General features: G+C 42.2%; 11 protein-coding genes and 3 pseudogenes. 9 read left to right on the forward strand and 5 right to left on the reverse strand.

What is annotated here, in order from left to right:
* Both PGQ38_RS08825 and PGQ38_RS08830 read left to right on the forward strand, forming a co-directional pair.
* A partial coding sequence (locus PGQ38_RS08825; protein WP_330674453.1) for a hypothetical protein occupies positions 1-339 on the forward strand: 339 nt, incomplete at its 5' end.
* A 458-nt stretch (positions 340-797) separates the two neighbouring features.
* Complete coding sequence (locus tag PGQ38_RS08830; RefSeq protein WP_204455000.1) at positions 798-1022, forward strand: YdbC family protein; 225 nt, start codon at positions 798-800, stop codon at positions 1020-1022.
* Between the two features lie 134 nt (positions 1023-1156).
* On the opposite strand, the pseudogene PGQ38_RS08835 reads toward PGQ38_RS08830, so the two are convergent.
* The 3 genes and pseudogenes from PGQ38_RS08835 to PGQ38_RS08845 form a co-directional block, all read right to left on the reverse strand.
* Positions 1157-1447 (reverse strand): annotated as a pseudogene (locus tag PGQ38_RS08835) (IclR family transcriptional regulator domain-containing protein); the annotation flags it as partial.
* 417 nt (positions 1448-1864) lie between these two features.
* Positions 1865-3337 (reverse strand): glycoside hydrolase family 3 protein, encoded by a 1473-nt coding sequence (locus PGQ38_RS08840; RefSeq protein ID WP_227589721.1) that lies wholly within the window; start codon positions 3335-3337, stop codon positions 1865-1867.
* 46 nt (positions 3338-3383) lie between these two features.
* Positions 3384-4184, reverse strand: a complete 801-nt coding sequence (locus PGQ38_RS08845) for a helix-turn-helix domain-containing protein (RefSeq protein ID WP_204454997.1) — start codon at positions 4182-4184, stop codon at positions 3384-3386.
* Between the two features lie 331 nt (positions 4185-4515).
* On the opposite strand from PGQ38_RS08845, the gene PGQ38_RS08850 reads away from it, so the two are divergent.
* The 6 genes and pseudogenes from PGQ38_RS08850 (at position 4516) to PGQ38_RS08875 (ending at position 9044) form a co-directional block, all read left to right on the forward strand.
* Positions 4516-4929: a cysteine-rich VLP domain-containing protein gene (locus PGQ38_RS08850; RefSeq protein WP_117558696.1), complete on the forward strand. Its 414-nt coding sequence runs from the start codon at positions 4516-4518 to the stop codon at positions 4927-4929.
* Between the two features lie 111 nt (positions 4930-5040).
* Positions 5041-5436: a replication initiator protein A gene (locus PGQ38_RS08855; RefSeq protein WP_270431350.1), complete on the forward strand. Its 396-nt coding sequence runs from the start codon at positions 5041-5043 to the stop codon at positions 5434-5436.
* 185 nt (positions 5437-5621) lie between these two features.
* Positions 5622-6543, forward strand: a pseudogene (gene mobV / locus PGQ38_RS08860) (MobV family relaxase).
* A gap of 70 nt (positions 6544-6613) precedes the next feature.
* Positions 6614-6805, forward strand: coding sequence for a hypothetical protein (locus PGQ38_RS08865; protein ID WP_270431351.1), 192 nt, complete (start codon positions 6614-6616; stop codon positions 6803-6805).
* Between the two features lie 94 nt (positions 6806-6899).
* A pseudogene (locus PGQ38_RS08870) lies at positions 6900-8411 on the forward strand (recombinase family protein).
* 222 nt (positions 8412-8633) lie between these two features.
* The gene (locus PGQ38_RS08875) at positions 8634-9044 is read left to right on the forward strand and encodes a type IV pilin protein (RefSeq protein ID WP_204455019.1); all 411 of its coding nucleotides are present in this window, start codon (positions 8634-8636) and stop codon (positions 9042-9044) included.
* An 80-nt stretch (positions 9045-9124) separates the two neighbouring features.
* On the opposite strand, the gene PGQ38_RS08880 is transcribed toward PGQ38_RS08875, so the two are convergent.
* Positions 9125-10285 (reverse strand): hypothetical protein, encoded by a 1161-nt coding sequence (locus PGQ38_RS08880; protein ID WP_270431356.1) that lies wholly within the window; start codon positions 10283-10285, stop codon positions 9125-9127.
* 218 nt (positions 10286-10503) lie between these two features.
* Here PGQ38_RS08880 and PGQ38_RS08885 point away from each other — a divergent pair, with 218 nt between their 5' ends.
* Positions 10504-10686 (forward strand): helix-turn-helix domain-containing protein, encoded by a 183-nt coding sequence (locus tag PGQ38_RS08885; RefSeq protein ID WP_270413925.1) that lies wholly within the window; start codon positions 10504-10506, stop codon positions 10684-10686.
* A gap of 124 nt (positions 10687-10810) precedes the next feature.
* On the opposite strand, the gene PGQ38_RS08890 is transcribed toward PGQ38_RS08885, so the two are convergent.
* Positions 10811-11146: a helix-turn-helix domain-containing protein gene (locus PGQ38_RS08890; RefSeq protein ID WP_204454731.1), complete on the reverse strand. Its 336-nt coding sequence runs from the start codon at positions 11144-11146 to the stop codon at positions 10811-10813.
* Positions 11147-11555: the final 409 nt, after the last annotated feature.

The following is an 11555-nucleotide window of genomic DNA, read 5'->3' on the forward strand; positions in this document are numbered from 1 at the left end:
TGCTTTAAGGAACTATGTAACAAATTGGAGATAGACAGAGATATCCACCTCACCAAAAGCGGTCAACAGAAGGGGCTATGTCTCCATTCGCTCAGACATACCGCAGACACGATGGCAAATACTGCTAAAAATGCAAATGTAGTAAATACTGCATTGAAAATGGGACACAAAGCTATTAGCGTAGAGAATGTATATACACATGCAACGGAAGAAGGACTCAGTAGCGTTATGACACCATCGCAGGCAGTGCTTGATGAATATAAGACGGATTCTGTAAATGTTGCCAATGATGATGAACTATATAAAATGTATCTCAAACTGAAAGAAAAATTTGAATAATAAAGGAGAAGGATGAAGTCTGGGTTGATGTAAACACAATGAAATTAGGTATCGTAATTTACAGTCCTTTTTCATGTATTCTCCCGCAAAATGTCGAAAGGCGTTAAATGCTGATAGCTAGGGCATTTAGCGGACTTTTGGATAAGATGTAAGACTTTATAAATTTGCATAGTTTATAAAAAAATGGCCCACCAAATGGCCCACTAAATAAGCGAAGAGCTTCGATACAAAATAAGGCAGGGAACACTCGTGAGTTTGGAGTGTTCCTTGTTTTTGATTTAGATTAAAAGAGTTGTATTGTGACATTTTGATTTGTTTTTTGTGTATATATTTTGCAAATTAAAAGAGCTTATGCTATACTACACAACAGAAAAAGCAAGATCTGTGGTGATAATATGGTTTACGATGTTATGGTTAGTTATTAGCATAGATCGAGAAATTTGTGAGGTGAAGGAAAAATGGCAGACATTAAATATGATATTGTAGAAGAAATCGGAGTTCTTTCTGAAAATGCTAAAGGGTGGAGAAAAGAAATTAATAGGATTTCCTGGAATGGAGCAACTCCAAAATATGATATCAGGGATTGGGCTCCGGAACATGAAAAGATGAGTAAGGGAATTACCTTATCACGGGAAGAAGTGGAAGAATTATATAAAGTTTTGGGAAAAGCTCTTGGAAAATAATAATTGAAACTTTTGAAAATTCTATAAATAAAAAACACACTATAAAAAATCACTATACTCATCAAGTGTAAGGAGGATAGTGATTTTTTTAGTTCGCTAATGTATTTTATTTACTTTTGGGAAGAAACGTGAATTCATTGATAAATCAGTTGTGGGTGCTCTTCCGATGGAACATATCCCAACATAGCAGAAATCGTCTGTGCAGTTTTATGCAAAAGAGGGATTGTCCTGATAAGAAAATTTTCATCCATTCGTACAGTTAACGTAGAAATACTAATAGCTGCTATAGCTCTATTATCTGCATCTCGAACTACATCAGCAATACAGCCAATTCCCATTTCGTGCTCTTCATTATCAACGGCATATCCACGCTTACGAGTTTCTTCCAGTTCTTTTAGTAGTATGTGGAAATCTGTAATAGTATTTGGAGTGAATTTTAGGTCAGTTTACAAGGAACTACATGCAGACCACGAAACGGGGGCTGCTGACAACAAATAAAGGCTGAGTATCAAGCACCGGGAAAGTGCGAGATATTCAGCCTGTTTTGTTGTCCGGGGTTTCCAAAGGGGCTTGCCCCTTGGCACACGACTTTGCTTGCAAAGTGTAGTGTGTTATACGCTCTGTCGGCGTTGCTGCGAAAATAAGGTTGCCGCCGGGGAGGGCAAAGGCGTTTGAAGCAGCAGGAAAACAGGGTTGTGATTGCGTGACGTGGAGCCGCAAGCGCAGGACTGGTTTCATCAGCAGACAGGGCGTATATGAAAGTCCCCGTTCCTCGTTCTACACCGAACTTGTGGACACACTCCCGTAAAAACTGAAATTTTAGACTATTTGTAAATAAACCTTTATATTATCCCAAGTGAAATTTTTAATTCTAATATGCGTAAAACAGATTCATCGATTCGTTCCTCTGTAATTTCTCCCTGTTTGACTGCTTCAAGTATGGCTGGAATTTGCACCTCAAAATCTGTGCAGCATAACATATCATTTCCTGCCTTCACAGCTTGAACTGCAATTTTTGTGTCTTCTGCAAAATTGCGCACACCATCCATAGCTAAGTCATCTGTAATAATAACTCCAGTAAATTTTAATTCTTCCCGCAGGATTTTGTGTACCTGTGAAGACAGCGAAGCAGGGGTTTGACTATCCATGCAGGATACCACATTATGAGAAACTAATACCATATTGGCTCCAGAATCAATTCCTGCTTGAAACGGCAAGAAATCTGAGTTCAAAAATGTTTCATAGGTGCGATTATCATAAGCAATACCTGTATGTGTATCCACATTATTTCCGTACCCGGGGAAATGCTTTAGGACGCTCCCCATACCTTCTTGAAACATGGTTTGCACAACTAAGTGGACATAAGCGGCAGTTTGCTCTGCGTTCTGTCCAAAACTCCGGTCATAAATAAAATCCTCTGGATTTTGCGAAACATCGCAGATTGGGGCAAAGTTCAAATTAATCCCCAAACTATTCAATAATTCACATTTTTCTTGTGTGTCACTTTGAATCAAATCAAAGCCACCTTCAGCATAGAGTTCTTGAGGGGACCAGAAAGGCACAGCTCGCAAATTAGGGTTTGTGCTAACACGGTTGACAGTGCCTCCTTCTTCATCTACTCCGATAAACATGGGGATTTTTGCTGCACTTTGGTAACTTTGAATATTCTGGATAATTTCATCTCTTGTTTTTCCAGAAAAGTCTCGGCTAAAAAGAATATAACCTCCAAGATTATACTCCTTTACCTTCTGTACGCTATTTATTTCGGGACAGCGTGCAATAAACATCTGTCCAACTTTTTCTTCCAGCGTCATTGCATTTAGAATTTCTTGTGCTTTCTGTGTCACGGAAGCAGAAGGGGGACTTGGCTCTGTTTCACCAGTTGTTGGTTCAGGATTTTCGGTATTCAAACTGGAATCCGTAACCGTAATGGAAAGTAATTCAACCTCTTGTACAGATGCATTCAAATCCAATTTGCCATGATATGAAACTGTCACTGGATTCCCAATCACTATTCCTGTCTCACCAGTTGAAATATTTACACCTTCTGTTCCAAAATAATATTCACGATTATCCTCACCTTGAACAGTTAGAGTATTCATTGTTGCATCTTTTACAGTTCCTCGAAGCTCTTGTGCAGGTTCAGTTGTACTTGAATTTCCAATAATTTCTATTGTTGCCTCAGACGAGTTTTCCAACAAAATATTATTTACTTTATGCAAACTGGCTATCGCAATGCCTGCACATACAAGAAGCAAGATAATCACACTAAAAATAAGCACTTTATTCCTTTTTTCTTTTTTTACCCGTCTCATGTAATCCTCCTGATTGTTTTATAAAACTACATATATTTTTCTGCAATTATTTTCCTACCTGCTCCATCATCCTCTTTGCCAACTGCCGGAACTGTTCCGCCGTTTCCTCGTCCATCGGAAGAAACTTCCCAATCTGTCCGGCAATCATAGCAGTTACATCGTCCATAGAAAGCAGCTCCTGCTGGTGGTCTTTCATGGTTTCCTGCATGGTTTGGAACATAGCGGCGGTCACAGCTTCTCCTGGCTGTTCTCTGTTGTCCATATCTTTCTTAATATCTCGCAGGATAGCAAGAAATACATTCTTGATTTTTTCAATTTCCGCTTCATGTTCTCCCATCTTCTGTGCGTTCAGAAGTTGCAAATCCTGTTTTGCTTCTGCCCGATGTTCCGGGTGTTCTTTCATCAGATCGGACAAGGAAGCCGTTGCCAGTTCAATCAGCTGATTTCGTGCCATGATACCCTTTGCCGCTGTGTCTTGAAAATAAATCCGTATCAAATCCATCAGTTTCGGGAAGTTCCTGTGTTCCAACAGACGGTTAAGGATTTGCACATCGACTGTACCTGCCACAAGCCCTCTCACAGCTCCCTCGGACAATCCTAATTCAGAAATATCATAACTTTTACGGACACTCAAGGTGGACAAGCCTAATATGTAGTCCGTTGATACCTTAAATTCCTTTGCCACGCCTATGAGAATATCGCTGCTGACCGTCTTTGTTTCCCCACTGACAATGCGGCTCAACTGGGAAGCAGATACGCCTATCTTCTCCGCAAGTTGCTTTTGAGAAATATGATTGCCGTTGCACAAATCAGAAATCCTTTGTCCGGGTGTTCCGGATAAAGCCATACACAGCACCTCCTTTTCCTATTTCCCATTATACAAGAAAATTGCAGAACTGCAATTTTGAAATTGAATATTGCCCTAAAATGCAATTCTCGCAAGATTCCGGGAATTGCATTTTTTTCGTGTAGACTTAGGGTAGTTCATCGATGAGCTGCACCTTGAAAAATGAATGACCATCCGAAAAGGAATACCCCGGCAGGGGAAGCACCGCAACGAGCCACTTCGGGACAAAATGTCCCGAAGTCCGGGGAGCGTGCCAACGCTGGAACACGCCGCAGGAATGGGGCAGGAAGCCTTTTCGGGGAGAACGGCAAAGGAAAAATGGAGGGAACACATGAGAGAGAACCCATATAAACAACTGCCGCCCATAGAGCGCAAGCCGGACGGCTCCCTTTACCGCATGACACCGACACAGAGGAAACAGGCAAACGCCCTGATCCGCCGGGAGTGCTGCTGTTATGAGGACGGGAACTGTATGTTCCTTGACGATGGAGACATCCACGCCTGCCCCCAGACCATTTCTTTCTCGGTCTGCTGCAAGTGGTTCCGCTGGTCGGTCTTGCCGCAAATCGGAACGCTGGAAGCGGAGGTTTTCCGGGATAAGGAGCTAAAACGCTGTGCGGTCTGCGGCAGAGTGTTCGTCCCAAAGTCCAACCGGGCGAAATACTGTCCCGACTGCGCCGCCAGAGTTCACAGGCGGCAGAAAACAGAAAGTGAACGGAAAAGGAGGTCTTGTGTGGACAGTTAGGGGCTGAAAAGTCCTTGATTTACAAGGCTTTACAAGCACAGAACAGGGGTAGGCAATAGAAACTACCGTCTGCCCCCGGAAACAGGCTTCTAACCGTCCACAAAACACGATATGACAAACACCATTTATATCCATCAGCCGGAAAAGGTGGTCAGCTTTATCCGGCTTCCCAATTTCCTCTTTGAAGCCCACACATTCACACCCCTGTCCAACGAAGCAAAGGTACTGTACGCCTTTATCCTGCGCTGGACAGACCTGTCCCGGAAAAACGGCTGGGCGGACGAATATGGGCGCATTTACCTCTACTATCCCATCAATGAGGTAGTGGAACTGCTCCACTGCGGGCGGCAGAAGGCGGTCAACACCCTGCGAGAGCTGCAATATGCCGGACTGGTGGAGATCCAGAAGCAGGGCTGTGGAAAACCCAACCGCATTTACCCCAAATCCTATGAAGCGGTTCCAAACACCGACTTCAAGAAATCCGGTTATGGTACGCCGGAGGACTGAAAACCGCACTCCACAAGTACGATAATCAATCCTCTTGAAGTACGAAAAACGGACGGTATATAGAAATACAGAGATTAAAACGATTTTATTTATATCTTATCCATTCCTATCCTATCTGAGATATTTTCTGCGGGATTTTCCTGTGGAAAAGTCCCGGAAAAGAACGGAATGGGGAAAGGAGTTTCATGGCACAACACGCAATCTTGCGATTTGAAAAACACAAAGGCAATCCGGCAAGACCGCTGGAAGCCCATCACGAACGGCAAAAGGAACAGTACGCCAGCAATCCCGACATTGACACAAGCCGGAGTAAATACAACTTCCATATCGTCAAGCCGGAGAGCCGCTATTACCATTTCATTCAGAGCCGCATTGAACAAGCCGGATGCCGCACCCGCAAGGATAGCACACGCTTTGTCGATACGCTGATAACCGCCAGCCCGGAGTTTTTCAAGAAAAAATCCCCAAAGGAGATACAGGCGTTTTTCCAGAGGGCGGCTGATTTCTTAATCGGGCGGGTAGGGAAAGGTACACATGGACGAGAAAACGCCCCACCTGCATTTGGTCTTTGTCCCGCTGACAGAGGACAACCGCCTGTGTGCAAAGGAGATTATTGGGAATAGAGCCAACCTCACAAAATGGCAGGACGATTTTCACGCCTATATGGTGGAGAAATATCCCGACTTGGAGTGTGGGGAAAGTGCCAGCAAGACAGGCAGGAAGCATATCCCCACCCGTTTGTTTAAGCAGGCGGTCAATCTCTCCAAACAGGCAAGAGCCATTGAAGCCACGCTGGACGGTATTACCCCGTTCAATGCCGGAAAGAAGAAAGAGGAAGCCCTCTCCCTGCTGAAAAAGTGGTTTCCGCAGATGGAGAACTTCTCCGGACAGTTCAAAAAATACAAGGTCACGATAAACGACCTTTTGGCAGAAAATGAACAGTTGGAAGCCAGAGCCAAAGCCAGCGAAAAAGGCAAGATGAAAGATACGATGGAACGGGCAAAGCTGGAAAGCGAGCTGAAAGACATTCAGCGGCTGGTAGACCGTATCCCGCCGGAGGTGCTGGCAGAACTGAAACGGCAGCAGCGGCACACAAGGGAATGGTGATCGATGACAGAAAACATTTCACGCCGCGGTATGACGGCACTGCACTTTGAAAATTAAATACGGAGGTACTATGGAGCATATCAGATACAAGAAAGAAACCGAAGTCGTGACTTTTCAGGGAAAGGAAATCACGCTGGAAAATCTCTCCCCGGTGTTCATGCCGGAGCAGGAAGCGGCAAAACGCCGGGAGCTGGAACAGCAGCTTTATGAGGTGTTCCGCAAGTATGCCGACAAACGGCAGAGTGAGGAAGCCGGGGCATAAGGTTTTCCAAAGCCATCGTTGATTTGCGGGGCTGCTGACGGTATAATAAAGGTGTCAGCAGCTCCGTTTCTTTTTTAAGAAAAGGAGCGACAATATGAATAATCGAATAGACGCAATCTATGCAAGACAATCGGTAGACAAAAAGGACAGCATTTCCATTGAAAGCCAGATTGAATTTTGCAAATACGAGTTGAAAGGCGGTAACTGCAAGGAATACACAGACAAAGGGTACAGCGGCAAGAATACAGACCGTCCGAAGTTTCAAGAACTGGTGCGGGACATCAAGCGGGGCTTAGTTGCAAAGGTCGTGGTTTACAAGCTCGACCGTATCAGCCGTTCCATTCTGGACTTTGCCAACATGATGGAGCTGTTCCAGCAGTACAATGTAGAGTTTGTGTCCTCTACGGAAAAGTTTGATACCTCCACCCCGATGGGGCGGGCGATGTTAAATATCTGTATCGTGTTCGCCCAGCTTGAGAGGGAAACCATACAGAAGCGAGTAACGGACGCTTACTATTCCCGCAGCCAGCGAGGTTTCAAGATGGGTGGGAAAGCCCCTTACGGCTTCCATACAGAGCCGATTAAGATGGACGGTATCAATACAAAAAAGCTGGTGGTAAATCCAGACGAAGCGGCAAATATCCGGCTGATGTTTGAGATGTATGCTTAGCCCACAACCTCCTACGGGGACATTACCCGGTACTTTGCCGAACAGGGGATTTTGTTCCATGGCAAAGAGCTGATACGCCCCACGCTGGCGCAGATGTTACGCAATCCTGTCTATGTGCAGGCAGACCTTGATGTGTATGAGTTTTTCAAAAGTCAAGGGACGGTCATTGTCAATGACGCTGCCGATTTTACTGGCATGAACGGCTGCTATCTGTATCAAGGGCGGGATGTGAAGCCCAGCAAAAAGAACGACTTGAAAGACCAAATGCTGGTACTGGCTCCCCATGAGGGCATTGTCCCCTCTGACATCTGGCTGACCTGCCGCAAGAAGCTGATGAACAACATGAAAATCCAGTCTGCCCGGAAAGCCACCCATACATGGCTGGCGGGAAAAATCAAGTGCGGGAACTGCGGGTATGCCCTTATGAGTATCTTCAATTCCTCCGGCAAGTAATACCTTCGCTGTACGAAACGGCTGGACAATAAAAGCTGTGCCGGGTGCGGGAAAATCATCACTTCGGAGCTGGAAGCGGTTGTTTATCAGCAGATGGTAAAGAAACTGGCAAGCTACAAGACTCTGACAGGCAGAAAGAAAGCGGCAAAGGCAAACCCGAAAATTGCAGCACTGCAAGTGGAGCTTGCCCATGTGGACAGCGAGATTGAAAAGCTGGTGGACAGTCTGACGGGTGCAAACAATGTCCTGCTCTCCTATGTGAATGTGAAGATAGCGGAACTGGACGGGCGCAAGCAGGAACTTCTGGCGAGGATAGCGGAGCTGACGGTGGAAGCCATCAGCCCGGAACAGGTCAGCCAAATTTCCGGCTACCTCGACACTTGGGAGAATGTATCCTTTGACGACAAGCGGCGGGTGGTGGACTTGATGATTACCACCACAGCCGCTACAAGCGACAGCTTGAACATCACATGGAAAATCTGACGGGCGGAACCCCCGTCAGATACCTACCCTGTGTAGTCCCTTGTAAACTGTACTTTTGTATTTCGTAAACTACAAATAAATAGCTAAATTTAGCTAATGTGTCCAAGCGAGAAGTGATTTAACGCCTCTAAACACAATGAAAATTAGTAATAAAGCGTTAAATTTGAATGAAAATTTAATTATTGACTGGATAATGCTTTTTAAATATAATAGTAGCACAAAATGAAGAAAAAGAAAGTGGAATTTTTAATGAGAAAGAATAAAGGTTTTACTCTTGCTGAACTTTTGATCGTGGTTGCTGTTATCAGTGTATTGGTAGCAATTTCTATCCCAATATTCAGCTCGCAGTTGCATAAAGCAAAGGTGGCAACAGACTGGGCTAATTTGAGATCTTATTATGCAGAAATACAGGCAGATTACATTTCCACTGGTGAGTATAATCTTAAAATTAAAGTAGATTGGTCTGAGAATTCCAGCTATGATTGGCATTCTGTAACACTTTTGAATGGCCAAAAAATTGAAATGAAGACTGGAATCTGTGCGGTTAGTTTTACTGAAGGTTCTGGATATTCGATAGAATATGACTGCAATAAACGTGATACGGAATGCCATTTAAGTTTGCCGGCAAAATAGATCCCTATAAAAATAAACAAAGAGTTCTAATATAAACTGTTACAGGGAACACTCACAAGCTAGAGTGTTCCTGCTTTTTCTTATATATCGGAAGTACGTAATAATTCTGCCGTTTCACCAGAAATGTATTTTCTCGGGTTCGGAAAGAAGTTTTCGCCACAGCGCTTAAAACTTTTTTGTGATATTGTGATTGGCGATAAATCAAGCTCATTGAAATAGCGCATATGGCTTTTCAGGTATGTGTAGTCAAAACCATTTTTTGAAATATCGAGTCCGCTCTTTGGTGCGTTGACAACTTTTAGAATTTCTAATAATTCCTTTTTTATACGTGGCTTATAGTCACTTTCTTTAATAATGTCTCTTGCATCGTCATAAAGCCAGAAGTCTCCAGTTCCATACATTGATTCTAAACGTTTGCAAAGTGTTGTATATGGGTGCGTGTTAGAACCATTTAGAAGAAGTGCTTCATCATTGCCGCAATGGATTTTCTTTTTATTAATTCGTAATTGTGATCGGTATTCCCGAAGTTCTATTCTTATTTGTCCGGTAGCATTTTCTATCTCAGAAACATGTTCGGATGGAATAATACCATTTTCTTGTCTGGTAATTTCATCAAGTAACTGGTTGAGTTTTAAATATATGGAAAGCTGATAACTTTTACAGGTTATTGTGATTGCATTTGGTTCTGGAATATACCGGTGTTGTGTATTGCTTAATATTTTTTCTAATTTAAAAGGATAAGGAATTAGAGCTTTTCTTAATAGGCGCATATATTCTTCAGCTAGTTCTTGTTCAATAAACCAAAGGTTGCAACAGTAATCAATTCGCTGAAATTTCCCGTCAGTCAGTTGCTCCTTGTAGGGGCTGCATAAATCATGTATGGCAGTATCAAGAATATCTGGAAGTTGAGAAAGCTGTTCTTTGGCAATAATATGTGTGCGTGGTTGCGATGTTTGCCCGGTAAGAATTCGTGGATTAATGGTGAATTTGATCTTATATTCGTGATAGTCCCTGTCTGGAATCATGCAATCTATAAATTCTATACGATTGAAGCCGAGAGGGTGCAATGTTCGGGTCGTATATTTTTCACATTTTTTGTGTTTGTGTTTTGTAAAGATGCAATTTCGATTTTGAACTAGGTATTGAAAAAGTCCGTAGTATGTTTGGAAACTACATCTATATCTATATGTAAGTGTATGAATAGAAAGAATTTCGATTTTTGTAGTGTTTGTGTCTGGCATTTTTATGTCTCCTTTGCTCCTTTTTTATCGCATATTCGAATTTGCGACGATATATTCCCAGTGCGTTGTACTGCAATGGGAGAATTTTGTGGCACATAAAATAGAGTTTTTGTTACCCTTATATATACCGCATTACACTATTGTTATACAAAAATAGTTTTTAATATATAGCTGACGACAAACAGTCAGATAAGAATATTTTGGAAGGAGATTGTGCTATGTTTGAAGCAATACCAGAGATATTGACATTGAAACAGGGACAGGAGGTTTTGCATATTGGAAGAACTACAATCTTGAATATGATAAAACAGAAAGAGCTAAAGGCTTTTAAGGTTCGGGGAAGATGGCGAATACGTAAGAAAGACTTGGAAATGTATTTGTCACAGGTAGATAAAGAGTGAATGGATTTACGATAGGGCATCTGGATTGAACTAGATGCCCTATTGAATTTAGTATTAAACAAACTGCTTATAAAGAGATTTGCTTAATAATACTTTTAGATTAGGCACATTAGTACTGTATATCTCAAAGTTTATCAGCAACCAGGGTTAGTGCTTTCATAATATTAACAAATTTACGATACTGGACATCACCTTTAGACTTCACTTCGGAGATGAGTGCCGTTATTTCTGAATCCGTTTCGGAGATTTCATCAAGTAATAGATAATCAATACTGATATTCAAAACTGAACAAATGGAGACTAGCGTCTCCAGAGACATAGCTCTGGTTCCTCTTTCGATGTGACCGAGAAAGGCTGTGGAGATTCCTGTTAATTCTGCCAGTTGCTCCTGGGAGTAGGAATGGGCAATGCGTGATTGTCGTATCTTCTGACCGATTTCTGTATAATCAATAGATCTCATAAAAAACCTCCTTGTAATAATGATTATGCAATCAAAAGATTAAAAGACAAATGCACTAAAAGAATTATATATTGACTAATAGAAGCAATAGAAATATAATAAAAAAGACATATTATTTCTTGTTGGAGTAGGTTAAAAATACCAAGAAATATACGTGCCGATAGTTATATCATTTGAAATGTATGTTGTTGACATAGCAAAAATGTCATGAATTTTAAACTTTTTTATACTAGGGGGGAAAGTTATATGGCAAAGTGTATGTTGTTTGGTGAGAAGTTTACAATTCCTGATTCATATATACGAGATTATATTATGGACAGACGAGATTGGGAAGCTTGTGAAGCAGCCAAAAAAGAATTTAACACATGGTATAAAAAATGTTCAGGTATAGCTGAAGTGATGAAGGAAT

The sequence above is a fragment of the Blautia faecis genome, assembly GCF_027662325.1.
Taxonomy (GTDB): domain Bacteria; phylum Bacillota; class Clostridia; order Lachnospirales; family Lachnospiraceae; genus Blautia_A; species Blautia_A faecis.

Bases quoted from the DNA above. Each gene is read 5' to 3' on its own strand.
- PGQ38_RS08830 (WP_204455000.1), top strand. From the start codon at position 798: ATGGCAGACATTAAATATGATATTGTAGAAGAAATCGGAGTTCTTTCT.
- PGQ38_RS08840 (WP_227589721.1), bottom strand. From the start codon at position 3,337: ATGAGACGGGTAAAAAAAGAAAAAAGGAATAAAGTGCTTATTTTTAGT.
- PGQ38_RS08845 (WP_204454997.1), bottom strand. From the start codon at position 4,184: ATGGCTTTATCCGGAACACCCGGACAAAGGATTTCTGATTTGTGCAAC.
- PGQ38_RS08850 (WP_117558696.1), top strand. From the start codon at position 4,516: ATGAGAGAGAACCCATATAAACAACTGCCGCCCATAGAGCGCAAGCCG.
- PGQ38_RS08855 (WP_270431350.1), top strand. From the start codon at position 5,041: ATGACAAACACCATTTATATCCATCAGCCGGAAAAGGTGGTCAGCTTT.
- PGQ38_RS08865 (WP_270431351.1), top strand. From the start codon at position 6,614: ATGGAGCATATCAGATACAAGAAAGAAACCGAAGTCGTGACTTTTCAG.
- PGQ38_RS08875 (WP_204455019.1), top strand. From the start codon at position 8,634: ATGAAGAAAAAGAAAGTGGAATTTTTAATGAGAAAGAATAAAGGTTTT.
- PGQ38_RS08880 (WP_270431356.1), bottom strand. From the start codon at position 10,285: ATGCCAGACACAAACACTACAAAAATCGAAATTCTTTCTATTCATACA.
- PGQ38_RS08885 (WP_270413925.1), top strand. From the start codon at position 10,504: ATGTTTGAAGCAATACCAGAGATATTGACATTGAAACAGGGACAGGAG.
- PGQ38_RS08890 (WP_204454731.1), bottom strand. From the start codon at position 11,146: ATGAGATCTATTGATTATACAGAAATCGGTCAGAAGATACGACAATCA.